We start from the raw sequence: 24,484 nt of genomic DNA, 5'->3' as shown, positions 1-24,484 counted from the left end.
CATGATCCTGTTCATCATGCGTCGCGCCGCGGCGATGGCCGGGGTGCTGCTCGCCCTGACCGTGGTGCTCTTCGGGCTACAGGAGGCGTCGGGCGTCGACCCGGCCAAGGCGTACGTGGGAGCCAACGCCTCCCAGGAGGCCGTGGAGGCCGCCCGGCAGCGGCTGGGCCTGGACGAGCCGTTCGCGAGCCGCTACCTGCACTACCTGTCCGGGCTACTCCACGGCGACCTTCAGAACTCGCTGCGTACCCGTACGCCCGTGGCCCAGGACGTCGGCGCCGCCCTGCCCGCGAGCCTCGAACTCGGCGTCTGCGTACTGTTCGTGGCGGTGCTGCTCGGCACGGGCTTCGCGTATGTCTCCGCGATCCGCTGGCGCGGGGCGGCCGTCCTGCGCACGGTGCTGTTCTCCGGCGCCGCGGCCCCCACCTTCCTGCTCGGCATGATCGCGCTGCTGGTGTTCTACGGCGATCTCGGCTGGCTGCCCTCAGGCGGACGCAGCGGCTTCCGCGACGCCCCGACAGGACCCACCGGATTCCTTCTCCTCGACAGCCTGCTCGCGCTCCGGCTCGACGTCTTCTCCGACGCCCTCGCCCATCTCGTGCTGCCGGTGCTGTGCGCGGCCGTCGCACCCGCGATGGCGATCGGCCGCGTGCTCGTCGACGGCCTCTCGGTCAACCTGGAGGCGGACCACGCCCGCACGGCCCGCGCCGCCGGTCTGTCGGAGCGCGCCGTGTTGCTGCGCCACGCGGTTCGCAACTCCCTCGGGCCGACGCTGTCGATGATCGGCATCCAGGCCGGCGCGCTCCTGGCCGGTCTCGTCGTCGTCGAGAAGATCTTCGCCTGGCCCGGTGTGGGGTCCTACCTCGACAAGTCGGTCGCGGCCAGCGACCTCCCGGGCATCACCGGCGTCGCCCTCCTCATGGGGCTGGTCTACGTCCTCGTCAACGCGGTCGTCGACATCCTGCAGGTCGTCGCGGACCGCAGGATCGCCCTGGTCTAGCCCGCTACTCGACCGAACACACCCCAACCCGCTCCGTGGAAAGAGGACAACGTCATGAACGTCGTCGGCAACGCTGTGTTGATCGTCGTGGACATCCAGGGCGGCGGTGTCGAACTCGCCGAATCCCGCACCGAGATCCCCCACATGTCCGGCCGTGGTGAGCGCGCGCCCCTGCAGCGCGAACTCGTCGACCGAGCCCGTGAGCGAGGCATTCCCGTCGTGTGGATCCAGGAGGTGCACAAGCCGAATCTCGTCGACATCGGCCGCGAGCTGGACGGCTCAGAGGGGCCGCACTGCGTCGAGGGGTGGCCGGAGACCGAACTCGCGCCCGGACTCGAGCCGCGCCCGGACGAGTTCCTCATCCGCAAGCGCCGCTACTCGGCGTTCTTCGGCACCGAACTGGAAATCGTGCTCAAGGCGTACAAGGCCGAGACGGTGATCCTCATCGGCGGCCTGACCGACGTCTGCGTGCACTACACCGCCGTCGACGCCCACCAGCACGACTACCGGGTCCGGGTGGTCACCGACTGCGTCGGCGGCTCCTCCCAGGAGGCTCACGACGCCGCCCTGCGGGCAATCCACTACCTGCAGCGTGACGCGCTCGTGCACCACGCCGAGGCGCTCGGCTGGTTGGCGACCGCGGCCGCCAACCCCGAGGTCGCCCGTGCCGATCGCACGCACCTGGCGGCGCAGTCCGCCTGAGGAGGAGGGTCCGAGGCGCGGCCGGAGGAACCGGCCGCGCCTCGGTCAGCCCCGGGAGATCGCGGCCAGGTACGCCGGCCACGACCCGTACGCCGTGATGTCGGGTGCGCCGCCTGCCGCCTCGCGGTCGCACCCGAATCCCACGACCCAGCTGCCGTCGTCGAGTTCCACGGGGCCGAGCATCATGGGTGGCGGGAGCGCGGCGAGGAACCGGCCGAGGCCCGCCGGGCTCAGCGCCCACAGTTCGCCTTCCACGCGGGCGCCGAGCCCGGGCCCGTAGCGGACCAGGCCCGGCTTCGGCGGCGTCGTCGCGAGCGCCAGCAGGCGGTAGGCGTCGGACGTGTGAACCGCCCGAACGAATCGGGCGCCGAGGGCCAGGAGTTCGGGATTCAGCGGCTGCCCCCGTCGATGGGCGCCGACGACGACCACACCGACGACCGGGTCGCCCGATGGCACGGCGCGGCGCGGCGGGTGGACGGTCGGGTCGGGCGTCCACCAGGTCGGCTCGGGCACCTCGGCTCCCATCATGAGCGCTCGGTTGGGTCCTGTCACGCCGTCAGCAGACGTGCGAGCGTACGCAGCGAGGCGTCGGCGAAGGCCGGGCCGAGGAGCATGACGCCGAACGGACGCCCGGCCACTGTCTCGGCGGGGGCGGCGACCGCGCAGAGGTCGAGCAGGTTCGCACAGTTGGTGAACCTGCCCAACCGGACGTTGACACCCACCGGGTCGGCCGCCACCTCGGCCAACGAGGGGTGGTCGGGGGCCGTGGGCAGGAGCACGGCGTCCACCCGCTCGAACTCCCGTGCGGCGACGGCGCGTAGCTCGTCCAGCTCGGCGAGGTCGGTGAACAGCGCGTGGGCCGGCAGCTCACGACTGGCGGTGATGATGGCCGCCACGGTCGGGTCCAGATCAGGCGAACCCCGGTGCGCGTCGATGAAGTCTCCGACGGCCGCGTAACGCTCGGCCACGAACGCCCCGTCGTAGAGCAGTGCCCCCGCGCGCAGAAACGCCTGGAGGTCGACGGGCACGACCGTGACGCCGGCGGCGCGCAGCCGCATGACCGTCCGCTCGTAGGCGTCGGCCCAGCCTGGGGCCAGCTCGCCCAGCGCGGCCGCGGCAGGCACGCCGAGCCGCGGCGGCCCTGACCGCGGCGTGGCCGGTGGGGCGGTGCGGGAGAGCGGATCCGCCGGGTCGGGCCCGGCCAGCACCGCCAGCGCGGCCTCGGCCCGTGCCAGTGTGCGGGCGAAGACGGTGACGCAGTCGAGGCTGCGGCATGCGGGCACCACTCCGCGCGTGGGCACCAGGCCGCGGGTCGGCTTGAGCCCGAAGACGCCGTTGAACGCAGCCGGTACCCGCCCGGATCCGGCGGTGTCGGTGCCGAGCGCCAGATCCACGAGACCCAGCGCCACGGCCACCGCCGACCCGGAGCTCGAACCGCCCGCCACCCGATCCGGGTCGAACGCGGCGGCCACCGCGCCGTAGGGGCTGCGGGTGCCCACCAGGCCGGTGGCGAACTGGTCGAGATTGGTCGTTCCCAGCACCACGGTGCCGGCAGCCTTCAATCGTGCGACGGCGGGGGCGTCTTCGTCGGGAAGGTGAGCGTAGGAGGGACAGCCGGCGGTCGTCGGCAGCCCGGCGACGTCGATGTTGCCCTTCACCGCCGACACGGTGCCGGACAGCGGCAGCGCTTCCCCGGCGGCGCGGCGGGCATCGACACGTTCGGCGTCGGTGAGCGCCGCCTCCAGCGGCCGCAGGTCGATCCACAGCTCGGGCCGCCCCGCGACCGCGATCCGGCGATACGCCTCGCGGACCCGTGCCACCGCGCTCACCGGGACTCCTCACCGGCCACGTCCCCCGTAACCAGCATCCGTACCGGGGTGGGGTTGAAGCCGTTGCACGGATTGTTGATCTGGGGGCAGTTGGAAACCAGCACCAGCACGTCGGTCTCGGCCCGCAGCGCCACCGTGAGCCCGGGCGCCGAGATGCCGTCCACGATGCCGAGCGTTCCGTCGGCCTCGACGGGCACGTTCATGAACCAGTTGACATTGCTGACCAGGTCGCGTTTGGCCAGTCCATGGCGTGCGCCTTCGAGGAGGAAGTTCTCCACGCAGGCGTGCTGTCCCCAGGTGTGATGGCCGTACCGGAGGGTGTTGGATTCCCGGCTACACGCGCCGCCGATGGTGTCGTGCCGGCCGCAGGTGTCGGCGACGACCGTCATCAGCGGGGTGTGCTCGCCGGAGAGCAGGACGCTTCCGGTGGTGAGGAAGATATTGCCCTGGGCGTGGATGGTGTCGGGCGCGCTGTAGCGCACCGACGTGTCATGAGCGTCGTACACGAGGAAGTCAACGGCCTGGTTTCCCCTCAGGTCGGTGACGGTGAGGGTCTGCCCGGCCCGGATGACGCCCGACCAAGGCGCCCGGGCGGGGACGGTGGTGTCGCTGACGATCGCGGAGGTCATGCCATCCCCCTGGCGGTGAGGTGGTCGACGGTGTTGAGGAACGCCCGGCGTCCTTCGGGGGTGGCGTCCCACAACGGGGCGCCGGGAGCGGTGGGGCGGTCGCTCCAGGCCAGCACGCGTAGCGGGGTACAGGTGTAGGCGGGGCGTGGGTCGAGGGGGTGCGGGACGTTCGCGATCAGTACGATCAGCGGCGACTCGGCGCGCAGCGTCACCCTCGTCCCACGGCCGGCTGAGCCGAGCCACTCGAGTCCGCCGTCGGGCCCGACCCGGACCCCCTTGAAGAAGCTGAGGCTCGGTGGGAGGTCCCGTGGACCGAGACCGTGCTTGGCGGCGGCAAGCTTGAGCAGCTCCCGGCCCGCGGGGGTGGGGCCATGCGCCGATCCGTCGCCGTAGCGCGCCGCGTTTCGGGCCAGGGCGGAGGTGCCGCACAGCGCGTCGTGCCGGCCCGAGCTGTCCGCGGTCACCGAGGCCAGCACGCGACCTTGGTCGGACAACAACAGCCGCTCCGCGCCGAGGTAGGCGTTCCACTGGATCTTGACCGTGTCGGCGGCGTTGAGCCGTTCGAAGGGACGGTCGGCGTAGTACAGCAGTACGTGTGCGCAGGCGTCTCCGTCGACATCGGTCAGCTCCAGCGCGGTGCCTCGGGCGAGGACCTGGTGGCTGTAGTTGCCTCCGCCGATGGTCTCGGCCCAGGTCAGGCGGGTGGCTGAGACGCCCGGCGGCGGTTCGGGCCAGTCGGCGGCCGGAACCGTCGGCATGTCGGTGACGTGGGCACCCTCCTGGGCTCGGGCGTGCACGCGCGCGGCGTGCGTGGTGGCGGTCAGCGAAGTGGTGGCGGGGTCCGGACTGGAAGCGAGCGAGCCCATGGTTCCTCCAGCGGGGAGGGCTTTCTTTCGGTCGATCGATAGAAATTGGACGACAGCCGCGTATCGAGGGTGTGCGCCGAGCGTTACATGGGCGTTTCCACGGCGACCTGTCTCTCGCGGAGCGAGATCGAACTGTGGTTCCCACGTCGCTGTGATGGACGCGGTTCGTGTCGCCGGGTTGCACGTACGAATCGATGCGGTAAGGGGCTGCGTCGATGGGCCGGAGGGTGTCGACAAGGTGGCGTTGCCTGCCCGCCAGCCTCGAACGCGGCCTTCGGTTCCGAACAGCCAGGCATCGCCCAGGGACTCGGCCCGAGGGGGCCAGTTCGAGCGCGAGGCGGGTAGAGAAGGCTGAGGGCGGAGAGTGCCACGACGGCCTGCTTGACGGGAAGCTCGGTGTACTGGCGCGCCGTTCGAAGGTAGGTCTCGGCGTGCACCTGGTAGCACCCCTCCGCCTGGCCGCCGCAGGCTGGCCCGCTGTTCGCCCCCGCCCAGGCGGGGGCGAACCGAATCTGCTCGGTTCATGGTTCATGACGGCGTGCCACGCCACCATGATCCGCTGCCTAGCGACCCGTGAAGGCGGACCCCAGATGGCGGCCCCGGCTTCGAGGTCGAAGGGGACACCTGTGAGCTGTTCGCTCGCCACCCACAGCCGCCTGCCCGTCGCGGGGTCGTCGGCGCCTGGGGGGAGCTTGGCGGGCCTGGGGGTGCCGGAGGTCTGGTCCCGTCCGGCGGGGCCGATGAACTGGCCCGACTGGACGTACGGGCTGGTCGCCGCGTACAGGGAGGGCCAGGCCGCACCCTCGGCCGAGCCCATGAGCAGGCGTGCGGCGATCGAGGTGACCACGCGGCTCAGAGCGCCGTTGCCGCGCTGCTGCAGACCGGTCATCGCCGACCCCGGGTGGACGACGAGCGCCTCCACGGAGCTGCTCGCTGTGCGGCGCGCGAGTTCGAGGGTGTAGACGATGTTGGCGCGCTTGGACTTGGCGTAGGCGCCCATGGGGCGGTAGCTCTTCTCGCTCATCAGGTCGTCCAGCCTGCCCATCGGCCACCGCGCCGCGCTGGCGCTGACGGTGACCACGCGCGGTGCGGACGAGCGGCGCACGGCGGGCCAGACCTGGGCGTCGAAGGCGAAGTGGCCGAGGTGATTGGTGCCGACCGTCATCTCGAGGCCGTCGTGGGTGGTGCGCCGCTCGGGCAGGTTCATCACGCCGGCGTTGTTGAAGAGCAGGTCAACCGTCTCGGTCTCGGCGATTCGGGTGGCCGCGTCGCGGACGGAGGAGAGGTCGGAGAGGTCGAGCACCAGGGTGTCCGTCCGGGCCCCGGGGGTCGCGGCACGCACAGCCTCCGCGGCCTGGTCCAGCTTGGTCCGGCTGCGGCCGGCCAGGATGACACGGGCCCCGTGCCGGGCGAGCGCGCGGGCGGTCTCGAGTCCGATCCCGCCGCTCCCGCCGGTGATCAGCGCGGTGCGGCCGGTCTGATCGGGGAGGTCGTCGGGAGTCCAGTGGTTCACGTTGTCACGCTCCTCGGATGCGTTGGTTCTGTGCTCGGGTCATGCGGCGCTCGGCAGGGTCGTGACACCGAGCTGGAAGAGCCTGCCGAGGATGGCCTCGGCGAAGGTGGCTTCGGGGATCTCGCCGTTCCTGATGCGGTACACGCCGGTGCCGAGCCTCTGGGCAGGCTCGCCGGTGGGGCCAGCGCCCATGAAGTCACCGAGGTGGTACCGCTGTTGGTGAAGAGGGGTACGACGGTGTCGACCTCCGCGACGACCCGGATGATGTCCGGGCGCAGGTCGCTGAAGGCGCCGGCGGCCCGGAGAGCCGCACAGGCGTCGGTCCCGGCGCGCAGCCCAAGACCTGCCCCCTTTTTCAGACCGGTGGTCTGTTTGACTGCGACCCCAACATAGAAGACCACCGGTCTGATGTCAAAAGACCGGCAGTCTGTAACCTGGGGGCATGACGAACTTCCAGCGCGCGCGCAGTGAGGAGCAGCGCGAGACGCGGCGCCAGGCCATCCTCGACACCACCGCCGGCATGCTCGAGGAGATGCCCATCGGTGAGATCAGCCTGAACGAGCTGAGCCGCCGCGTCGGGCTGGCGAAGTCCAATGTGCTGCGCTATTTCGAATCGCGTGAGGCGATCCTGCTGGAACTGCTCGACCGTGCCTGGCGGCAGTGGGTGGCCGACTTGCCTGCCCTTGCGCACGCCGGCATCGACCAGGACGCTCCGGTGAGCCGGCGTGCAGAGCAGTTCGCCGCCGTCATCGCGGGCTCCCTCGCCCAACGCCGGGTCCTGTGTGACCTGCTGAGCGCGCAGGCGGGGGTGCTGGAACACAACGTCTCCCCGCAGGTGGCCGCCCGCTATAAGCGCGCGGCCGTGGCCAACGTCGCCGACATCGCGGCGTTGGCCCACCAGCACCTTCCTGAGCTGGGCAACAGCGCACCGCAGTTGACCGCGGCCGTGATCATGGCCGTCGGTGCCGTGTGGACACACGCCCGGCCCTCCCCGGCGATGCTCGCCGCCTACGAAGCCGACCCCTCACTCACCGCGTTCAAGCTGGACTTCGTGACTGCCCTGCAGGAGATGCTGGCCACGCTCACCGCGGGCACCATCGCCCGCGTCTCCGCCTGAGCCCTGTGTGCCCACGACGGTCAGCAGCGCGAGCTTCTCGGCGTCGCCTGGGCCGCGTCGCCCGACTGTCGCGCGCAGGTCGGCGACGAACGAGCGTGACTGCGGGGCGAGGTCCTCCCGCGGGTAGATCTGCCGCGAGGCCGGGTCGGTGAACCATCGGTAGACGAAGCTCGCCGCGCGGCCCTGGTGCGCGGACAGGTCGCCGAGCATCGCGACGGCGAGCGGGTCCTGGACCAGAACGGCGTGCAGGTCGGTGCCCACCATCGCCGGGGCCCGTCGATTCGTGTCAGCAGGTCGAGCATCGCGGGGTGGACGTGTGACGCCGTCCCGCCCTGGTGCGGGATATTGCGGTTCGCCAACCGGTACAGGTGGTCGCGTTCGTCGCGACGCAGACCGGGACGCGGCGCCGCGGGCCGGGCGCGAGCCCGACCTCCTCGGGGCGGATCCGCTCGCGTCGCGAACGGAAGAAGCCGCCGAGTTCGGACAATGACAGGCCGCCGCACCCGCCCTGGGGCGGGCGCGGCGGCGGCAGACCGCGGTCGGGCGGGGTCAGACCTTCGTCTTGACCCGTTGCACGGCGCTGACGCCGACGGCGGCCAGAGCGATCTGGATCAGCAGTTCTATCCAGTCGAGGCCCTCCGTGTCACCCACGCCGAGCACCTGGGCGACGGCCGTTCCGATGAGGGCCGCCACGATGCCGACCAGCAGCGTCCAGAGAATCCCGATGCCCTGCCGGCCCGGGAGGACGAGCCGGCCGAGGAATCCGATCACGACGCCGACGACGATCGCGCTGATGATTCCGGAGATCTCCATCGTTCAGCCTTTCCTGACGGAACTGGACCGCCGTCGGGTGCCCCGGGGGACGGCGGTTCAGTCCTCGCCGGGCGAACCGTTCTCCGGCGACGGCCCCCGGCGTCCTCGACGACTCCGTTTCCGTCCGGCTCACCCGAGCCGACCGCACGGCCGTCCGCGCGGGGTGCGGCTACGTGCACGTGACGGCGCCCAAGCACCTTGTGTCGGAAGGGCTCCGGCGCCAGATAGCCAAAGTGGCCCGCGCCGGGGAAGCCGGGCTGCCGTGCTGGCGCGCTGGCGTTCAGGAGTGGGTACTCCGAGAGAGATGCCACCGTCATCCTCGCGACGGAGACGGATCATCTCCTGGCGTGACGCCCACCTGTGACGGTCTGGTCATGCTGAAGCGGTGAACGTGATAGAGACCGAACCGCCCGTGCCTGCCTGGGCCCACCGCGTGGCCCAGGCCATCCCGCTCGTGGCGCTCCCCGTGTGTCTGTGGCGCCTACCAGTCATCGGCCACGGCATGGGCGGCGAGCCGCTCTCGCCAACCGTGGGCCACATCGCCTACGTCATCACGCTCAGCGTTCTCTCCGAACTCGCGGCGCTCCTCAGCTTCGGCCTGGTGCGCCCCTGGGGTGAGCGGGTCCCTGCATGGGTCCCCCGGCTCGCCGGCAAGCGCATCCCGCCCGCCGTGGCGCTCGTCCCGGCCACGGCAGGCGGCCTCCTCCTCACCGTCGTTCTCGGTGTCTGGCTGTACAACGCACTCGCCATCGGCCCGGATGCCTGGCCATACGAACCCGGTTGGAACATCCTCGCCATGACGGTCAGCGGCTTGATGAACCTCTGGGGCCCACTGCTCCTCATCCTCGCGCACGCCTACTACCGTCGCCGCACCACCGCTGACCTTCGGCAACAACCGCCGAGCGGCACGTACGCGGTCTGACGAGAGGCACCCAGCCCGCGAAGAGGGCCAGGGTGCTCCCGAACTCAGGTACCGATCGCGCGCCACGCATGCGGCCGCGCCACCGGCCGCCTCCGGCCGGCGCGGGCAGCGGCCGGGCCGGGATGGGGCGATTTCAGTCGCAGTCGTCCGACGAGCCCCCGGAGGAACTCCCGTACGAGCCGCCCGTGCGGCCGCGGGAGCCCGAGCCACGGCCACCGCCGCCGGAGCCGCCCGAGGTGCGCTCCGGGGCCGCGGCCACCTGGATGTCGCCGTCGTCCGGGACCGCCGCCGCGTCGCAGTCACGATTCCCGCACGCGCCGGCGGTCGACGCCAGCACGACCGTGAGCAGAACGGCTCCTCGTATCGCCCCGTGCCGGAGGGAACGGGACCTGGCGACGGTTGTGGACATGACGTTGACCTATCGTTCAGTGGCGTCGACCACCCCGGGTGCGGTGGCGCTCGGATGCCATCGGAGACGGTGCCGGACAGGGTCCGGTTCCGTTGGCGCGTCGGTGCCTGGCCGCGTCGGGGGCGGCTGCCGGGCGGTGCGGTCGTCGAGTCAGCCGACGTGGCAGCAGCGGCATCGTTAACGCGTCACTGTCTGCCATCCGCCGCACCGCCAGCACCGCGTCCTCGGACATGGTCCCGGCGCATCGCTCCGTCGCCGGCACCGTGTCCTGCGGTCGCGGGCTCGGACGTCTCAGCCTCAGGCGTTCGAGCCTCCCGATCACCGGCGCACGTGACGAGAGTGAGCACCCCGACGCCCGTCGCGAACGCTCGCGCACTGACAGTCCTGAGCACCGGCATCAGAGGCCCGCGCGCTGCTCGGCGCGGGCTCGCCGAGGAACTGCAGCGGCCGGGTGGCGGCTCGAGCGCGGTGCGGGCCTGGCCGGGTTGCCCGGTGGGGCCCCAGCTGCGCGCCGCCACCGACCCCGCGGCGGTCTCCGGCTAGTTCTACGGGCCGCGCCGGATGATGGCCTTCGGTCGTCCCGTGCTGTGGCCCCCCACCCCTGTGCTGCCGACCCGGCCCGCGCCCGGCGGCTGTGGGAGGTCTCGCTTGCCCCGCTCCGCCTGGACGAGCCGGCCCAACTCGCCCCGGAGGCACGGTAGTCGCCCCCCGCCGACCGGCCGCGCCGGTCAGCGGCACCGTCAATCCGTCAGGCCCCAGTCCGCGGCGATGTGGTAGCTGGAGCAGAGGCTGGCGAGGAAGTAGGCCGCCGCGTTGCCGCACTGCTGGGCCCCGTCGCCCGGCGCGACCGGCGTGCCGTGACCGTTGCCCGGCGTCAGATAGCCGATCACGGGCGGGGCGCCCGCCCCTGTGTGGTACGCCGAGCGGATGGTGCCGGCGGGCAACTGCGAGATGGCGTCCGGCTGTTGGTCGCCGCCGAGGACGTTCGTCCACTGCTTGACGGACTCTGCCAGGTTGGCGGTGGCCACCGTGTGGTCGGCGCCGCCGTGCCACAGCGACACCGCGGGACGCCGTCCCGTGTAGCCCGGGTATGCCGCGCGCACCCGGTCGCCCCAGGACTGCGCCGTCTCGGCGCGGCCGGGGTACATGCACGAGAACGCGCCCAACATCCCGCTCGCGCAGCCGTGCGGGACGCCCGCGATCACCGCGCCGCCCGCGAACACGTCGGGGTAGGCGGCCAGCAGCGAGGCGGTCATGGCGCCGCCGGCCGAGAGCCCGGTGACATACACCCGGTCCGGGTCCGCGGCCAGCGAGCCGAGGGTGTGGTCGACCATCTGCCGGATCGACAGCGCCTCCCCGCCGCCGCGGGCCACGTCGCCCGGCTCGAACCAGTTGAAGCAGCGGCTGAGGTTGTTGGCCGACTGTTGCTCGGCCACGACCAGCGCGAACCCGTCCGCGTCGGCGAACTTCCGCCAGCCCGCGTTGTCGGCGTACTCCTGCGCGCGCTGCCCGCAGCCGTGCAGCAGCACCACGACCGGGCTGCCGGCGGCCAGGCCGGCCGGCACGTAGCGGTACATCACCAGGTTGCCGGGGTTGGATCCGAAGGACGTGACGCGCTCCAGCGGCACGGCGGCCCTGACCGGGCCGCCCGCGGCCAGGACGGACATCAGGCTCAACACGAGGGCGGTCAGCAGGGTGGCCGCCCGGCGGGGGAAGAACGCGGTTCTCGGCATGGTGGATCCCTTCCGGCACCGCCGCCGTCCGGCCCGGCGCCGCTCGTCTCCTGGGTTCGCCTGGGCGCACCGTAGGACCGGCGTGGGCAACCGGATACGAGGGCCGCCGCCATGCCGGGGAGCCGACCTGTGTGGCCCGGTCACATGGGCGGCGTTTCAACCGGCCGCCAGGGGCAAGACGAAATGACATGTCCGCTTATAAGGTACGTTCCGGTCCCGTGGCGAAGGCCATCGCCGTCGTCGCGGACGTCGCCGCGCTCGTCATCGGCCTGTGGATCCTGATGTACCTGCTGGATGCCAACCCGGGCAACGATCTGGTCGGCCTGGTCAGAGACCTGTCACGGTGGTTGGCCGGCTGGTCCCACGACCTGTTCACCTTCGACGAGGAGTGGGCGCGGGTCGTGTGCGGCTATGGTCTCGCGGCCGTCGTCTACCTGTTCATCGGCCATCTGGTGGCGTCCCGGGTACGTCGTCTGTAGGGGAGCGCGACACCCCGGGCGGTCGGGTGCGCGTCGCCGGAGCGGCGGCGTCCGACCGCTCCGACGTGTCCGGGCTCGGCCGGGCGCACGGGGCGCCGGGGGGGGCGAGATCGCTCTCCGCCATGGAGCTGATCTCACCGGGTATGGTTCCCGGCAGCGTCGACCACCGCCTGCCTGCCCGTCCAGGCGGGAGGCAGGGAGGAGTGGCCGCCGACGGTTCCTCCCGGGCACCGGCGCCCGGGCTTCGACGGGAGCGATGTGAAGACGAGAGCCGCCATGGCGAGCAGTTCGAACGCACCGGTGGCGGCATGTGGCCGACCGGGGCCGGGCGAGGCGCTGGAGCAGGTGAGTGTCGGCGTGTACGCCGTCGACGACGCCGGGCGCATCGTCTGGGCCAATGCCCGGGCGCTGGAACTGCTGGCGCGTTCCGCCGACGAGACCGTCGGCCAGGACGCCCACGATCTGCTGCACCGTGACTCCCGGGGGCGTCCGCTCACCCGGGACACCTGCGCACGGACCAGGGAACTGCTGTCACAGCGCGCGCAGACCGACCGGGCCTGGTTCCCGCGGGGCGACGGCACCCTGTTGGCCGTGCGGTGGTTCTCCCTCCCCTACGAGCCCAACGACCAGGGCATGAGCGCGCTGATCGCCTTCCATCCCACCGCGCATCCGGAGGAGGACACCGCGCGGCCGGCCGCCCACTCGGCCCGTGCCCTGTCGGAGCGGGAACGGCTGGCCCTGCTGGCCGACACCACCGCCCAGCTGATCAACAACCTCGACGTGCGCGAGTCCCTGCGCCGGGTGGTGGAGCTGATACTCCCCCGGTTCGCGGACTGGGCCGTCATCGACCTGATCACCGAGGCCAACGAGGTCACCCGCTCCCTGGTCGTCCGGGCCGGGGCCGGCGCCCTGGAAGAGCACGAGGAGTTGCAGGGACCCATGCCGCCGGTGCCCGAGACCTCCACCATGCCCCTGTCCAAGGCCCTGCGAGGCGCGGCGTCCACGGTCACCGGTCCTGAGACCTACGAGGGTCCGCCCGACAGCGGCATCGCGGTGGAGCAGCGCAGGCTGTTCAAGGCGACGGGCATCCAGACCGCGGCCATCGCCCCGGTTCGCGGGCCCCGCGAAGTGCTCGGCGCCCTCACGCTGGGCCGCACCAGTCGCGACGAGGCGTTCACCACCGGCGACCTCGGCCTGCTGGAGGACATAGCCCGACGCATCGGCATCGCGCTGGAGAACGCGCGCCACTACCAGCGCCAGCGCCAGGTGGCCGAGACCATGCAGCGCTATCTGCTGCCCCAACTCCCCGACCTGGCGGGGGTGGAGATGGCGACGCGCTACCTGTCCGCCCCTGACGCCTCGCACGTGGGCGGCGACTGGTACGACGCCTTCACCCTCCCCTGTGGCGACACGGCGCTGGTCATCGGCGACGTCGTCGGCCACGACCTGGAGGCGGCAGCCGGCATGGCCCAGCTGCGCAACATGCTGCGCGCCTTCGCGTGGTCCCAGGACCAGCCCCCGCACCGCATCGTGGAGACCCTGGACGAGGCCATGGGACACATCACCGATGTCCGCATGGCGACCCTGATCCTGGCCCGCCTGACCGCCGAAGCCGCCGGCCGCTGGACGCTGCGTTGGGCCAGCGCCGGCCACCCGCCCCCGCTGCTCGTCGACCACGAGGGCGTGACCCGCTACCTCGAGGAGGGCAACGGGATCCTCCTTGGTACGGCCTCCGCCCGGCCCCGCGTCGACGCGCACGTCGACCTGCCGCCCGGCTCGACGCTGGTGTTCTACACCGACGGCCTGATCGAGACCCGCAGACAGCCCCTGGACGCCGGTCTCGAGCGCCTGCGTCGGCACGCCGCGTCGCTGGCCCGCCGCCCGTTGGACTCCTTCGCCGACCAACTGCTGGAGCGCAGCCGCCCGACCGACAACGACGACGACGTCGCCCTGCTCACCGTCCGCATCCCGCGCGCCACCACATGAGGACGGGGCGTCAGGAGGCCGACGAGGGCGTCCGGTCGCCGCGGACGGCCGCCAGCACGTGCGGCCAGACGGCCGCCCCCAGCGCCGCGTCGGCGTGCGCGGTGCCGCCGTGGGCGAAGCGCGGGGACGGCCACATCCGGTCGGCACCGCCCGCGACCAGCACCAGGTCGACGCCGGTCCCCGCCGCGGGGCGGAGAGGGGCGCCGGCCAGGTGTTCTGCCTAGGGAGCGGTGACGACTGGCCGGAGGTCGGTGCCGCCGATGATCCGGCCCGGGCAGAGGCCGCGGCTCGACAGGCCGGAGAGGATCTGGGGGACGGCGTTGACGGTGGTCTGGTAGCCGTCGTGCATGAGGATGATGTCGCCGTTCCGCAGGGTGGACGCGGCCTGGACGATCTGGGCGGTGCTCGCGCCCGCCCAGTCCCTGGAGTCCACGTTCCACAGCACCTCCGCCGTGATGCCCTGCTGCCGCGCGATGTCCCGCACCTGGGTGTTGGTCTCGCCGTACGGCGGCCGGAACAGCGTCGGGGTCTGTCCGGTGGCCTGTCGCAGGAGGGTCTGGGTCCGGGAGATCTCGTCCTGGACGGCGGCCTGCCCGAGTTGGGTGAGATGCGGATGGGTCCAGGTGTGGTTCCCGATCCACATGCCGGCCGCGACCGTCGACTGCAGCAGGCTCGGGTTCTGCTGCGCCCGCTGGCCCCAGATGAAGAAGGTGGCCCTGGCGCCGCCGGCGCGCAGGGCGTTGAGCAGCGCCGGCGTCGTGGTCGTGCTCGGTCCGTCGTCGAAGGTGAGGCCGACGTAGCCGTTGGCGCAGGCGGCCCGCTGGCCGACGCCCTCGGCGGAGGACGGCGGCGCGGAGAGCACGGAGGCCGCCACGGCCGCGGCGACGACGGTGAGCAGCGCGGGCCGGCCGGGCCGCCCCTTCCGGCGTTGGGCGCGGACGGGCATCAGGGATGTCAACAACGTCGCGGACCTGTGGCGCCTGTGAGTGAGGCCGAACATGTTCCCTCCTCCGGGTACGGCACGTCACGTCCGGCGGCGAGGGCACACGCCCTCACCGCTACGGGTGTTCGCACCGTGTCACGGGCCCGGGGCGGTGATAAGCCGACGGCTGTCGGAACCGACCACCCGCCGTGCCGACAACCGTTCGCCGCGCGGCCGGCCGCGCGGCGAACGGTCTCAGTCGAACGGGTGCTCGCCTGCGGTCACCATCCAGACGTGGCCGTCGGGGTCGGCGAAGGTGCCGGCGTAGCCCCATGGTTGGTGGCCCGGGTCGGTGACGATGCCGGCGCCCGCGCGGCGGGCGCGCTCGACCAGGTCGTCCACGGCTGCCGCGGAGCCGGCGTGCACGGTGAGGACGCACTCGCTGTGCCCACGCTCCGCGACCTCGCGGCCGCCGATCACCCAGCCGAAGCCGCCCGTGGGGATCAGTATCAGGTGCGCGCCGGGGTTGAGGGCGAACCTGAGCGGTTCCGGGACCCCGTCATCGGCCGGCTCGCCGACGGGGGCGAGGCCCAGGCCATCGCGGTAGAAGCGGTGGGAGGTTCGGCGGTCGGCGATGGGCAGGCTGATGACGACGGGCGGGTTGGACATCGCTGGGTGGGCTCCCTCTGTGTCGAGTCGGTTCGTCGTCCGGTAGGACTCGACGCGGGAGCCGGACTCATCGGTCGGGCGGGGGCGGGGTGGCCTCCGGGGGCAACAGGGTGCCGAGCGGGCCCAGGTCCAGGTTGAGGTCCTCGACGGTCAGCCCGAAGCGGGTGCGGAGTTCGGCCATCCGCCGTTCGAGCAGCATCAGTGTCAGGCCGATCCGTTCCTCCTGGTCCTCGGTGAGGTCTCCCTCGTCCACGCGGCGCAGGGCCTGGCGTTCCATGAGCTGGCGCAGCAGTTCGACGACCGTGAGGACCAGCCGCATCAGATCGCGTTCCACCGTGTCGTGGTCCAGTTCGACGCGGCCGGGGCTCACAGCGGCCGCCCGGCCGGCTTCGTCGAGCTGATCAGGGCGTTGAGGTCGACGCGCACCAGGTCGACGTCGGCGATCGCCAGCGTGAGGTGCCCGGTGAGCACCACGCCGCCCGCCAGCAGTCGGTCCAGGAGGTCCACCAGCGCGACCTGACGTGCCGCCGGCTCAGTCACCGGATGGGCTCCCTTCCGCGTCGGCGGTGGCGCCGGCCGCCGCCGCGCCGAACGAGTACGGTGCCCAGGGGCCCGACAGGGTGAGGCGGTGCGCGGTGAGGCGGCCGGCCAACCGGCCGGCGAGGGCGGAGAACTCCCGCTCCCGCTCGCGCGGGACCAGGTAGGCGGAGTTGAGCACGTTCTGGCCGGGCTCGCCGGAGAGGCGCGGGTCCTGCGGCGGGTGCAGCCTTGCCCGTTCGGCGGCCGCGGTGAGCGTCTCGTGCACCTCGCGGGCCGACTCCGCGGCGTTCCTGGCGGCCTCCTCGGCGGCTCGGGCGCCCTCCCGCCGGCGGCGGAGGTAGTCGCGGCCCGAGGCGGGCGGGTTCGTGGCCGCACCGTCCGAAGGGGTGGCGCAGGAGGGTTCGGCGTACATCTTGACGCCCCACTCCGCGCATCCGTCGAGGCGCTCGATGGCCGCTTCGAGGCCGGCCCGGTTGCCGGTCAGGAGTCGACGCACCCCGGCCGGGTCGCGGCAGACCGTGGCCAGTCGCATCGGCAGCACGCAGCCCGTGGACAGCAGCCCGTCCACGACTCGTTGGTGGCCCCTGGCCGTCCGTTCGAGCCAGCCCAGGTCCTCGAGGTGGGCCCGTAGGGGTTCCTCGGCGAAGTCCGCGGCGCGCACCGGGCTGGCCACGGCCGCGAGGGCGCCGTCCCGCAGCGCGTGGACCGGAGCGTCGTCGAGCCCGCGCAGTTCCTCGCGCACGGAGTCCGCGCCCCTCGCCCGGGTGACCGCGTACACGTACCAGAGTTCGTCCCGCTCCGTGTCGTTGTGCGTGTCGTCTCTCACGGTGTCCGCTCCCGCTCCTCGAGCGCCGCGACGCGTTGCCGCAACCGCTCGTTCTCGTCGGCGAGTTCACGTGACCTGGCGCCGGAGGAGAGGGCGGGGTCGTGTTCCCACCAGTCGATGCCCATCTCCCTGGCCCGTTCCACGGACGCCACCAGCAGCCGGATTCTGATCGTCAGCAGTTCGATGTCGAGGAGGTTGATCCGGATGTCCCCGGCGATCACCACGCCCTTGTCCAGCACCCGTTCGAGGATGTCGGCGAGGTTGGCTCCGCCCCGGGTCTCCAGGGCGCCGTAGGGTCCGGTCGCCGGGGTGCTCATGGCCGGCCCCCGGTCGGCGGCGCGTGTTCGAGTCGGTCGAGGAGTTCCTCCTCGCGGCGCTCGAACTCGATCAGGTCGATCTCTCCGCCGACGAGGCGCTCCTCGAGCTCCGCGAGCTCGTGTTGGATCACCGCCGGGTCGTAGTAGCGCCGTTCGGCTTCCCGCACGACCTGCTCGACCACCCAGCCGGCGCCGCGTGCCGGGGCGATCGGCAGGAGCAGGAGTTCGCGCAGCAGTCCGGTCATCCCGCCGCCTCCGCGTGTTGGGCGGGCGGCGTGCGGACGAAGCTGTACGGCGGCAGCGGCCCCGTGACCCTGAGTTCGAGCTGGGGGTTGCCCTCGCGCTGGGCCTCTACGGCCGCGAGAAAGGCGGCGGCCTCGTCGTGGCCGACCAGCAGCGACAGGTTCAGGAACCGGTCGGCGGCCTCCGCTCCCCGGTGCACGCGCGTGGCGTGCGGGGCGAGGGCCTCCGTCACCGCCGTGGCGTCCAGCTCCCGGCGCCGGTGCACGCCCTCGGCCAGCAGCTGGCCCAGCAGGAGGCGGTCCCGGTGGGCGCCGCGACGCGTTCTGGTCGCCTCGTTCAGCTCGCGAATACGGGGGTCCTCGGCGAGCAGGGAGCGCAGCACCACCTCCTCGCGGTGGGCGGCCTTCACGTTGTACTCGGCCCGCCCGACGACGGTCTCCATCTGTTCGAGGAAGAAGTCGGCGTGTTCCGCCAGGGTGTCGCGCACCGCTTCGTCGTCGGGGCAGACGCTGCCGAAGCGCAGCGGGAGCACGGGCCCGGCCGCGGACACCGTGGTCAGCACCCGCTGGTGGGCGAACAGGTCGCGCCGTCGCGGTCGCGTCCCCGCGGGGCACTCGCTGACCACCGCGGCCAACCCGCCCTCCCGCACCAGCCGTACCGCGCGGGGCGGGTCGCCGACGCCCGTGGTGCCCTCCGGGAGTTCGGCCGGTCCGGCCGGGGTGACGGCGTAGACGTAGGTGGTCATTCCGCGGCCTCCTTCTCGCGGCGCGTGCCGGTCGTGGTGCGGCGGCCCTTCCGTGGTTCCTTCTCGGTGTCGCCGGACGCGGCGGAGTCGGAGCCGGAGCGGAAGGCGTCGGCTATGGACTCCGCGGCGCCCGCGATCGCCCCCTTGGACTTGCCTCGGGCGCCGGACTCGGTCACCGAGCCGACGAGTTCCGGGACGCCCGGTTCCTTGCTGGCGCCCGACTCGAGGTCGAGCCGGTTGCACGCCTCGGCGAAGCGCAGATAGGTGTCCACGCTGGCGACCACGACGCGCACGTCGATCTTGAGTATCTCGATGCCGACCAGTGAGACGCGCACGAACGCGTCGATCACCAGCCCGCGGTCGAGGATCAGTTCCAGGACGTCGTACAGCCCGCTGTTCCGCGGGCCCGCGGCCGTCGAGGGTGCCGCCGGTGCGACTGTCGTCATGGGTTCTTCCTCCTGCCGGCTCTCCGGGGGCGGTCCGTCCTCACCGTGGGTCGGGCCGCCCGCGTTCGTAGCGGCGGACGCGGCGGTAGCCGGTGATCCCGCCCCGCTCGTCGACCGTGACCTCGTAGCTGGCCATGAGGCTCATCGAGTCGGGAACGCGGGCGAGTTCGGTCACCTCCGCCTCGAGCACCCAGCCGTCCCGGGTGCGTTCCAGGCGGGTCACCGCCTCGGCGCGCAACCCGGTCAGGCCGGCGAACTCCGCGCCCGCCGCGCGGAGCACGTCGACTGCCGTGCCCGCGCTGCTGGTCTGCTCTTCCTCTGCTTTCTCAGCCATGGCGCACGACGGGTTCCTTGTGCGGAGCGTGCCCAAACCTCGGGTCTTCGCCGGCCGGTCGCGCGGACACGTGTTGGCCCGGCGGCGGGTGGTTCGACGTCGTGTCGCGGCGCCCGCCGCCGGGCCGGGTGTGGCGTCCGGTCAGAACTCCACGTCGGAGCAGGCGTAGAACGCGTTGGCCGTGTCGTGGACGTTCCAGACCGCCACGATCAGGTGTCGGCCGGACTTGCCGGCCGGCAGGGTCGCCTGGTGGTTCTCCGTCGCGCCGGGTTGGGCGCCGTTCATCGGGACCGTGAGGAACGGCCGGGGTTCGAGGTCGGCGCGGGTGAGCGGGCGGGTGGGGTCGTAGTCGTCGTCGGTGATGAAGTACTGGAAGTCGGTGGTGCGGTGGGCGGCGGTGAACCGCCAGCTGAAGGTGTGTTGTTGGCCGGCCGCCAGTCGGGTGGCGGGCCAGGCGCCGCCGCGCGGGTCGTCGAGTTCGGCGAACCGTTGGTTGCCGCCCGAGCAGATGGTGCCGTCGGCCGGGCCGAGCTGTGGGAAGCCCTTGGGGCCCTCCACGCTCTGCGGCTCCCAGACGATCGAGCCGCAGCCGCTCACCGCGCCCTGGGCGCAGAACGACTGACGGCTGGTCGGGGTGGTGGGGTATCCGTGGGCCTCGGCCGTGCCGGCGGTGGCGACGACCGAGACCGCGGCGAGGGCGGCCCCGATGGCCGCCGTGCCGATCCTGCTGCGCATGCTTCGCTCCCGGAGAGTTGTGGGGGGTGAGCGCTCCGTGGGGGATGCCGTGCTGTGGTCCAGACCAACTTCGACGCTACTGCCGACCAATAGGCATGTCCATACCAATGACGCCGCCGCTCGCCGCGTCGGCGGCGGAGTGCGCCGCGCGGCCGCGGCGACGGCCTATAGCGGCGGCAGCCACTGCGGCCGGTCGAAGAGTGGTGTCCGCCACCATGGGGGGCGGCCGCCGCCGTTCCTACTGTGCCGCCATGGACAGCAACCCCAGCAGCGACACCGACGCGTCGACCGCCGGAGGCGCCGGCACCGGTCCCGACGTCCCCTTCCTCACCGGGCGCACCGCGCTGGTGACGGGGGCCGCCAGCGGGATCGGCCGGTCCTGCGCGCTCGCCCTGGCCGCCGCCGGGGCCCACGTCCTCGTGGTCGACCGGGCGGCGGCGGCCACCCGGGCGACGGCCGAGGAGATCGGCGGCACCGCCTGCGTGGTCGACCTGGCGGACCCCGACGCGGTGGACGCGCTCCCCGCCGACGCGGACGTCGTGGTCAACAACGCGGGGCTCCAACACGTCGCGCCGCTCCACGAGTTCCCGCCCGACACGTTCGCCCTCCTGCTGCGGGTGATGGTGGAGGCGCCGTTCCGGATCCTCCGGCGCACCCTCCCCCACATGTACGCGCACGGCTGGGGCCGGGTCGTCAACATCTCCTCCGTGCACGGGCTGCGCGCCAGCCCCTACAAGGCGGCCTACGTCACCGCCAAGCACGCCCTGGAGGGGCTGAGCAAGGTCACCGCGCTTGAGGGCGCCCCGCACGGCGTCACCAGCAACTGCGTCAACCCGGCCTTCGTGCGCACCCCGTTGGCCGAGGAACAGATCGCCGACCAGGCGCGCGCCCACGGCATGCCGGCCGAGGACGTGGTCCGCCGCGTGATGCTGGAGCGCCCCGCGATCAAGCGCCTGATCGAGCCGGAGGAGGTCGCCCGGGCCGTGCTGTGGCTGTGCGGCCCGCACACCGGCTACCTCACCGGCGCCTCGCTGCCGCTCGACGGCGGCTGGACCGCCCACTGACCAGGCCGGCGCCCGCCGGCACCCACCCCGACAACTCCCCAGTCCCCAATCCCGAGTCCCCAGCTACGGAAGTGGTGTCCATGGCCGCCCCGACAACCGCCAAGCCCGCTCCCGACAAGCTCCGCCGCGTCGTCGCCGCGAGCCTGATCGGCACCACCATCGAGTGGTACGACTACTTCCTCTACGGTTCCGCCGCCGCGCTGGTCTTCGGCGACGTGTTCTTCCCCGAGTCCGACCCGCTCACCGGCACCCTCCTGTCGTTCCTCACCTACGCCGTCGGCTTCGCCGCCCGCCCGCTGGGCGCCCTCGTCTTCGGCCACTACGGCGACCGCGTGGGCCGCAAGAAGCTGCTGGTGATCAGCCTGCTGATGATGGGCTGCGCCACCACGCTGATCGGCTGCGTGCCCGGCTACGCCACCATCGGTGTCGCCGCGCCGATCCTGCTGACCGCGCTGCGCCTGGTCCAGGGCTTCGCGCTCGGCGGCGAGTGGGGCGGGGCGGTGCTGCTGGTGTCGGAACACGGGGACGCCAGGCGCCGTGGCTTCTGGGCCTCCTGGCCGCAGGGCGGCGCGCCCGCCGGCAACCTGATCGCCGTCGGCGTCCTGTCGCTGACGACCACCCTCCTCAGCGACGCCGCCTTCGAGTCCTGGGGCTGGCGGGTGCCGTTCCTGCTGTCGGCCGTGCTGGTGGTGGTCGGCCTGTGGATCAGGATCTCGGTCGACGAGTCGCCCGTCTTCCAGGCCGCGCTGGCCAGCGCCGAACGGCGCAGGGCGGCGGAGCGCGCCGCCGGGCGGGGCGAGCAGCCGCCGCTGGTGGCCGTCGTCCGGCAGTCGTGGCGGGACATCCTGGTGGCCATGGGGGCCCGGATGGCGGAGAACATCTCCTACTACGTCATCACCACCTTCGTCCTCGTCTACTGCGTCGACCACCTCGACCTGAGCCAACAGACCGCCCTCAACGCCGTGCTGATCGGCTCCGCCGTCCAGTTCTGCCTGATCCCGCTCTTCGGGGCGCTGTCGGACCGGGTGGGCCGCCGGCCGGTCTACCTGCTGGGGGCGGTCGGCACCGGCCTGTGGGCCTGGGTGTTCTTCACGCTGCTCGACACCAGGTCGTTCCCGGCGCTGCTGCTCGCGGTCACGGTGGGCCTGGTGTTCCACAGCGCCATGTACGCCCCGCAGGCCGCCTTCTTCTCCGAGCTGTTCGCGACCCGGATGCGGTACTCGGGCGCCTCGATCGGCGCCCAGTTCGCCTCGGTGGCCGCCGGCGCGCCGGCACCGCTGATCGCGACGGCGCTGCTGCAGTCCACCGGGGGCTCGGGGGCCATCTCGCTGTACGTGTCGGCCGCCGCCGTCCTCACGGTGCTCGCGCTGCTCGCCGCCCGCGAGACCCGCGGGCGTGACCTGGCCGAGGTGGGGGCGGAACCCGGGACGGACGATCCGGTCGATCCGGCGGCCACCGTGGCGACGAAGGCCCGCACGACCTCCTGACCCGAGGCCCGGCACCTGCCATGATGGCTGACCCATGACTGGTCAGACGACGTCGACCGCCCAGCACCTGCGCAGGCTGCTCGACCTGCTGACCGAGGACGCCCCGGCCGAGCACTTCGGCGCCGTCGCCACCGAGGCCCGCCTCGGTGGCGTCCCGGCGCACGAGCTGGCGGAGATCGAACGCGCCACCGCCGCCGCCCTGCGCATCCGGCGCGCCCTGCGGCAGCACCGGCGGCGGGAGGCCGAACTCACCGCGCTGTTCGACACCGCGAGCGACCTCGCCGCGCTGCGCGACCTCGACGCCGTCCTCAACTCGATCGTCCGCCGGGCCAGAAGCCTCCTCGGCACGGACACCGCCTACCTCACCCTGCACGACGAGGAGGCCGGCGACACCTACATGCGGGTGACCGACGGCTCCGTCTCGCCGCTCTTCCAGAACCTCAGGCTCGGCCTCGGCGAGGGCCTGGGCGGCCTGGTCGCCCAGACCGCCACCCCCTACGCGACGCCCGAGTACCGCAGCGACGAACGCTTCCTGCACACCCGCGCCATCGACGCGGGCGTCTCGGACGAGGGCCTGGTCGCGATCCTCGGGGTGCCGCTGCTGCTGGGCACCGGCGACGGCCGGGACGGCAAGGTCATCGGGGTGCTGATGGCCGCGGACCGGACGCCGCGCACCTTCGCGCCCGAGGAGGTGGCGCTGCTGTGCTCGCTCGCCGCCCACGCCGCCATCGCCATCGACACCGCCCGGGCGCTGGCCGACACCAGGGCGGCGCTCGCCGAACTCGCCGAGGCCAACGCCGTCATCCGCGCGCACTCCGCCGCCATGCAGCGCGCCGAGGAGGCCCACGACCGGCTGACCGACCTGGTGCTGCGCGGTGGCGAGCTGTCGGAGGTCGCCACCGCCGTCGCCGGGCTGCTCGACGGCGCGATCACCATCCACGACGCCGACGGCCGGGCGCTGACGGCCGTGCGCCGCGGCGGCGGCCCGTTCGGCGACCGGCCGGACGCGGCCGAACTCGCCGAGGCCGTCGCCGACTCGCACGCCAGCGGGCGGGCCGTGCACCGGCGGGACCGCTGGATCTGCGCCGCGCTCGCCGGCCAGGAGCTCCTCGGCAGCCTGGTGCTGCACGGCTGCCCCCGGCTGACCGACGCCGAGCGCCGCCTGTTCGAGCGAGCGGGCATGGTGACGGCGCTGCTCCTGCTGCTGCGCAGATCCGTCGCGGAGGCCGAGAACCGGATCAGGGGCGAGCTGATCACCGACCTGCTGACCGCGCCCGACCGCGATCCCGCCGGCCTGGTGGAGCGCGGCCGGCGGCTCGGCGTCGACCTGGAACGACCGCACCTGCTGCTGGTCGCCGAGACCACCGCCACCGCCCGCGAGCGGCTGGTCGCCGCCGCCCGGCAGTACCTGTTCGGCAGCGACAGCGTCAGCGCCGAACACGCCACCGCCACCGTGCTGTTGGTCCCGCACCGGGACACCGGACCGGGCGGGGCCGCCAGGGCCGCGGCGGCGCAGCTGACCCAGTTGCTCGGGGCGCCGGTCACGGTCGGCGCCGCCGGTCCCGTGGCCGGGCCGGCCGGGCTGTACGCCGCCCACGCCGAGGCCGTCCGCTGCCTGCGGGCCCTCGCGGTCCTCGGACGGGCCGGCGACGGGGCCTGCGCCGCGGAACTCGGCTTCCTCGGCGTGCTCCTGGGCGACGGTCGGGACGTCCACGGCTACGTCACCGCCACCCTCGGGCCGCTGCTCGACTACGACGCCAGGCGTGGCACCGAACTGGTCCGCACCCTCCAGGTCTACTTCGGCTGCGGGCGCAGCCTCACCCGCGCGAAGGACCGGCTCCACGTCCACCTCAACACCGTCGTCCAGCGGCTGGACCGCGTCCGGGTGCTTCTGGGCCGGGACTGGAACAGCCCGGAGCGCGAACTGGAGCTCCAACTCGCGCTCCGGCTCCACCTGCTCGCCGGGGACCCGCCGGACGACCGCGGCTGACGCCGCCCCGGCCGCGCGGGCCCCCCGAGATTGCCATGATCATGTCGTCTGATCCCTTGTCAGCCCGACGGCCCCACCCTATTCTCCCCAACCAGAAAGCGCTTTCCCGGGCGCCCGGCGAACGAGGACCGTCGGACGCCCTGCCACCGCTTGACACGTGAGCCGCCA

General features: G+C 72.8%; 28 protein-coding genes and 2 pseudogenes. 9 read left to right on the top strand and 21 right to left on the bottom strand.

The window, feature by feature from the left end; genetic code table 11:
• The first annotated feature begins 1 nt into the window (after nucleotide 1).
• Both ACFWI8_RS07165 and ACFWI8_RS07160 read left to right on the top strand, forming a co-directional pair.
• Nucleotides 2-1,000, top strand: a complete 999-nt coding sequence (locus tag ACFWI8_RS07165) for an ABC transporter permease (protein WP_387086825.1) — start codon at nucleotides 2-4, stop codon at nucleotides 998-1,000.
• Between the two features lie 54 nt (nucleotides 1,001-1,054).
• Nucleotides 1,055-1,702: a cysteine hydrolase family protein gene (locus tag ACFWI8_RS07160; RefSeq protein WP_387086823.1), complete on the top strand. Its 648-nt coding sequence runs from the start codon at nucleotides 1,055-1,057 to the stop codon at nucleotides 1,700-1,702.
• 45 nt (nucleotides 1,703-1,747) lie between these two features.
• Here the strand turns inward: ACFWI8_RS07160 and atzF are convergent.
• From atzF to ACFWI8_RS07135, 5 genes and pseudogenes are all read right to left on the bottom strand, one after another.
• A pseudogene (atzF, locus tag ACFWI8_RS07155) lies at nucleotides 1,748-3,531 on the bottom strand (allophanate hydrolase).
• Nucleotides 3,528-4,160, bottom strand: coding sequence for an urea amidolyase associated protein UAAP2 (locus ACFWI8_RS07150; protein WP_387087034.1), 633 nt, complete (start codon nucleotides 4,158-4,160; stop codon nucleotides 3,528-3,530). The pseudogene atzF and the gene ACFWI8_RS07150 overlap by 4 nt, the downstream one beginning before the upstream one ends.
• The gene (locus ACFWI8_RS07145) at nucleotides 4,157-5,026 is read right to left on the bottom strand and encodes an urea amidolyase associated protein UAAP1 (protein WP_387086821.1); all 870 of its coding nucleotides are present in this window, start codon (nucleotides 5,024-5,026) and stop codon (nucleotides 4,157-4,159) included. Before ACFWI8_RS07145 ends, ACFWI8_RS07150 begins: the two co-directional genes overlap by 4 nt.
• Before the next feature lie 622 nt (nucleotides 5,027-5,648).
• Nucleotides 5,649-6,539: pseudogene (locus ACFWI8_RS07140) on the bottom strand (oxidoreductase); the annotation flags it as partial.
• A 39-nt stretch (nucleotides 6,540-6,578) separates the two neighbouring features.
• Complete coding sequence (locus ACFWI8_RS07135) at nucleotides 6,579-6,731, bottom strand: hypothetical protein (RefSeq protein ID WP_387086819.1); 153 nt, start codon at nucleotides 6,729-6,731, stop codon at nucleotides 6,579-6,581.
• A gap of 250 nt (nucleotides 6,732-6,981) precedes the next feature.
• On the opposite strand from ACFWI8_RS07135, the gene ACFWI8_RS07130 reads away from it, so the two are divergent.
• Nucleotides 6,982-7,656 carry a TetR family transcriptional regulator gene (locus tag ACFWI8_RS07130; protein ID WP_387086818.1) on the top strand — a complete coding sequence of 225 codons (675 nt, stop codon included), beginning with the start codon at nucleotides 6,982-6,984 and terminating at the stop codon, nucleotides 7,654-7,656.
• On the opposite strand, the gene ACFWI8_RS07125 is transcribed toward ACFWI8_RS07130, so the two are convergent.
• Together ACFWI8_RS07125 and ACFWI8_RS07120 are read right to left on the bottom strand one after the other, a co-directional pair.
• Nucleotides 7,564-7,920 carry a hypothetical protein gene (locus tag ACFWI8_RS07125; RefSeq protein WP_387086816.1) on the bottom strand — a complete coding sequence of 119 codons (357 nt, stop codon included), beginning with the start codon at nucleotides 7,918-7,920 and terminating at the stop codon, nucleotides 7,564-7,566. The genes ACFWI8_RS07130 and ACFWI8_RS07125 overlap by 93 nt on opposite strands.
• 285 nt (nucleotides 7,921-8,205) lie before the next feature.
• Nucleotides 8,206-8,469, bottom strand: coding sequence for a GlsB/YeaQ/YmgE family stress response membrane protein (locus ACFWI8_RS07120; RefSeq protein ID WP_387086814.1), 264 nt, complete (start codon nucleotides 8,467-8,469; stop codon nucleotides 8,206-8,208).
• A gap of 385 nt (nucleotides 8,470-8,854) precedes the next feature.
• Here ACFWI8_RS07120 and ACFWI8_RS07115 point away from each other — a divergent pair, with 385 nt between their 5' ends.
• Nucleotides 8,855-9,391: a hypothetical protein gene (locus ACFWI8_RS07115; protein ID WP_387086812.1), complete on the top strand. Its 537-nt coding sequence runs from the start codon at nucleotides 8,855-8,857 to the stop codon at nucleotides 9,389-9,391.
• 133 nt (nucleotides 9,392-9,524) lie between these two features.
• On the opposite strand, the gene ACFWI8_RS07110 is transcribed toward ACFWI8_RS07115, so the two are convergent.
• Both ACFWI8_RS07110 and ACFWI8_RS07105 read right to left on the bottom strand, forming a co-directional pair.
• Nucleotides 9,525-9,800 carry a hypothetical protein gene (locus ACFWI8_RS07110; protein ID WP_387086810.1) on the bottom strand — a complete coding sequence of 92 codons (276 nt, stop codon included), beginning with the start codon at nucleotides 9,798-9,800 and terminating at the stop codon, nucleotides 9,525-9,527.
• Between the two features lie 740 nt (nucleotides 9,801-10,540).
• Nucleotides 10,541-11,533 carry a PHB depolymerase family esterase gene (locus ACFWI8_RS07105; protein ID WP_387086808.1) on the bottom strand — a complete coding sequence of 331 codons (993 nt, stop codon included), beginning with the start codon at nucleotides 11,531-11,533 and terminating at the stop codon, nucleotides 10,541-10,543.
• A gap of 188 nt (nucleotides 11,534-11,721) precedes the next feature.
• Here ACFWI8_RS07105 and ACFWI8_RS07100 point away from each other — a divergent pair, with 188 nt between their 5' ends.
• Both ACFWI8_RS07100 and ACFWI8_RS07095 read left to right on the top strand, forming a co-directional pair.
• A complete protein-coding gene (locus ACFWI8_RS07100; RefSeq protein ID WP_387086806.1) occupies nucleotides 11,722-12,012 on the top strand; it encodes a hypothetical protein in 291 nt (96 codons plus the stop codon).
• A 276-nt stretch (nucleotides 12,013-12,288) separates the two neighbouring features.
• A complete protein-coding gene (locus ACFWI8_RS07095) occupies nucleotides 12,289-13,998 on the top strand; it encodes a SpoIIE family protein phosphatase (RefSeq protein ID WP_387086804.1) in 1,710 nt (569 codons plus the stop codon).
• A 10-nt stretch (nucleotides 13,999-14,008) separates the two neighbouring features.
• On the opposite strand, the gene ACFWI8_RS07090 is transcribed toward ACFWI8_RS07095, so the two are convergent.
• From ACFWI8_RS07090 to ACFWI8_RS07035, 12 genes are all read right to left on the bottom strand, one after another.
• Nucleotides 14,009-14,161 carry a hypothetical protein gene (locus ACFWI8_RS07090; RefSeq protein WP_387086802.1) on the bottom strand — a complete coding sequence of 51 codons (153 nt, stop codon included), beginning with the start codon at nucleotides 14,159-14,161 and terminating at the stop codon, nucleotides 14,009-14,011.
• Between the two features lie 57 nt (nucleotides 14,162-14,218).
• Complete coding sequence (locus tag ACFWI8_RS07085; RefSeq protein ID WP_387086800.1) at nucleotides 14,219-14,959, bottom strand: polysaccharide deacetylase family protein; 741 nt, start codon at nucleotides 14,957-14,959, stop codon at nucleotides 14,219-14,221.
• Between the two features lie 216 nt (nucleotides 14,960-15,175).
• Complete coding sequence (locus ACFWI8_RS07080; protein WP_387086799.1) at nucleotides 15,176-15,589, bottom strand: VOC family protein; 414 nt, start codon at nucleotides 15,587-15,589, stop codon at nucleotides 15,176-15,178.
• 67 nt (nucleotides 15,590-15,656) lie between these two features.
• Entirely contained in the window at nucleotides 15,657-15,959 is a 303-nt protein-coding gene (locus ACFWI8_RS07075; protein WP_387086797.1) for a gas vesicle protein K, read from the bottom strand.
• Nucleotides 15,956-16,129: a gas vesicle protein gene (locus tag ACFWI8_RS07070; RefSeq protein WP_387086795.1), complete on the bottom strand. Its 174-nt coding sequence runs from the start codon at nucleotides 16,127-16,129 to the stop codon at nucleotides 15,956-15,958. The genes ACFWI8_RS07075 and ACFWI8_RS07070 overlap by 4 nt, the downstream gene beginning before the upstream one ends.
• The gene (locus ACFWI8_RS07065) at nucleotides 16,122-16,955 is read right to left on the bottom strand and encodes a GvpL/GvpF family gas vesicle protein (protein WP_387086793.1); all 834 of its coding nucleotides are present in this window, start codon (nucleotides 16,953-16,955) and stop codon (nucleotides 16,122-16,124) included. Before ACFWI8_RS07065 ends, ACFWI8_RS07070 begins: the two co-directional genes overlap by 8 nt.
• Nucleotides 16,952-17,272 (bottom strand): gas vesicle protein, encoded by a 321-nt coding sequence (locus ACFWI8_RS07060; protein WP_387086791.1) that lies wholly within the window; start codon nucleotides 17,270-17,272, stop codon nucleotides 16,952-16,954. The genes ACFWI8_RS07065 and ACFWI8_RS07060 overlap by 4 nt, the downstream gene beginning before the upstream one ends.
• Nucleotides 17,269-17,517 carry a gas vesicle protein GvpG gene (locus ACFWI8_RS07055; RefSeq protein WP_387086789.1) on the bottom strand — a complete coding sequence of 83 codons (249 nt, stop codon included), beginning with the start codon at nucleotides 17,515-17,517 and terminating at the stop codon, nucleotides 17,269-17,271. Before ACFWI8_RS07055 ends, ACFWI8_RS07060 begins: the two co-directional genes overlap by 4 nt.
• On the bottom strand, nucleotides 17,514-18,260 hold the full coding sequence (locus ACFWI8_RS07050) for a GvpL/GvpF family gas vesicle protein (RefSeq protein WP_387086787.1): 747 nt from the start codon (nucleotides 18,258-18,260) through the stop codon (nucleotides 17,514-17,516). The genes ACFWI8_RS07055 and ACFWI8_RS07050 overlap by 4 nt, the downstream gene beginning before the upstream one ends.
• Nucleotides 18,257-18,706: a gas vesicle structural protein GvpA gene (locus ACFWI8_RS07045; protein ID WP_387086785.1), complete on the bottom strand. Its 450-nt coding sequence runs from the start codon at nucleotides 18,704-18,706 to the stop codon at nucleotides 18,257-18,259. Before ACFWI8_RS07045 ends, ACFWI8_RS07050 begins: the two co-directional genes overlap by 4 nt.
• 40 nt (nucleotides 18,707-18,746) lie before the next feature.
• The gene (gvpO, locus tag ACFWI8_RS07040) at nucleotides 18,747-19,040 is read right to left on the bottom strand and encodes a gas vesicle protein GvpO (protein ID WP_387086783.1); all 294 of its coding nucleotides are present in this window, start codon (nucleotides 19,038-19,040) and stop codon (nucleotides 18,747-18,749) included.
• Nucleotides 19,041-19,181: 141 nt separating this feature from the next.
• The gene (locus tag ACFWI8_RS07035) at nucleotides 19,182-19,775 is read right to left on the bottom strand and encodes a lytic polysaccharide monooxygenase (protein WP_387086781.1); all 594 of its coding nucleotides are present in this window, start codon (nucleotides 19,773-19,775) and stop codon (nucleotides 19,182-19,184) included.
• Between the two features lie 251 nt (nucleotides 19,776-20,026).
• Between ACFWI8_RS07035 and ACFWI8_RS07030 the strand changes: the two genes are divergently transcribed.
• The 3 genes from ACFWI8_RS07030 to ACFWI8_RS07020 all read left to right on the top strand — a co-directional run bounded on the left by ACFWI8_RS07030 (nucleotide 20,027) and on the right by ACFWI8_RS07020 (nucleotide 24,316).
• Complete coding sequence (locus tag ACFWI8_RS07030) at nucleotides 20,027-20,839, top strand: 3-hydroxybutyrate dehydrogenase (protein WP_387086779.1); 813 nt, start codon at nucleotides 20,027-20,029, stop codon at nucleotides 20,837-20,839.
• Nucleotides 20,840-20,919: 80 nt separating this feature from the next.
• A complete protein-coding gene (locus tag ACFWI8_RS07025) occupies nucleotides 20,920-22,326 on the top strand; it encodes an MFS transporter (RefSeq protein ID WP_387086777.1) in 1,407 nt (468 codons plus the stop codon).
• 34 nt (nucleotides 22,327-22,360) lie between these two features.
• Complete coding sequence (locus ACFWI8_RS07020; RefSeq protein WP_387086775.1) at nucleotides 22,361-24,316, top strand: helix-turn-helix domain-containing protein; 1,956 nt, start codon at nucleotides 22,361-22,363, stop codon at nucleotides 24,314-24,316.
• Nucleotides 24,317-24,484 lie beyond the last annotated feature (168 nt).

Source organism: Streptomyces sp. NPDC127098 (assembly GCF_042722465.1).
GTDB classification, from domain to species: domain Bacteria; phylum Actinomycetota; class Actinomycetes; order Streptomycetales; family Streptomycetaceae; genus Streptomyces; species Streptomyces millisiae.
This window is presented reverse-complemented; position numbering and strand designations above follow the sequence as displayed.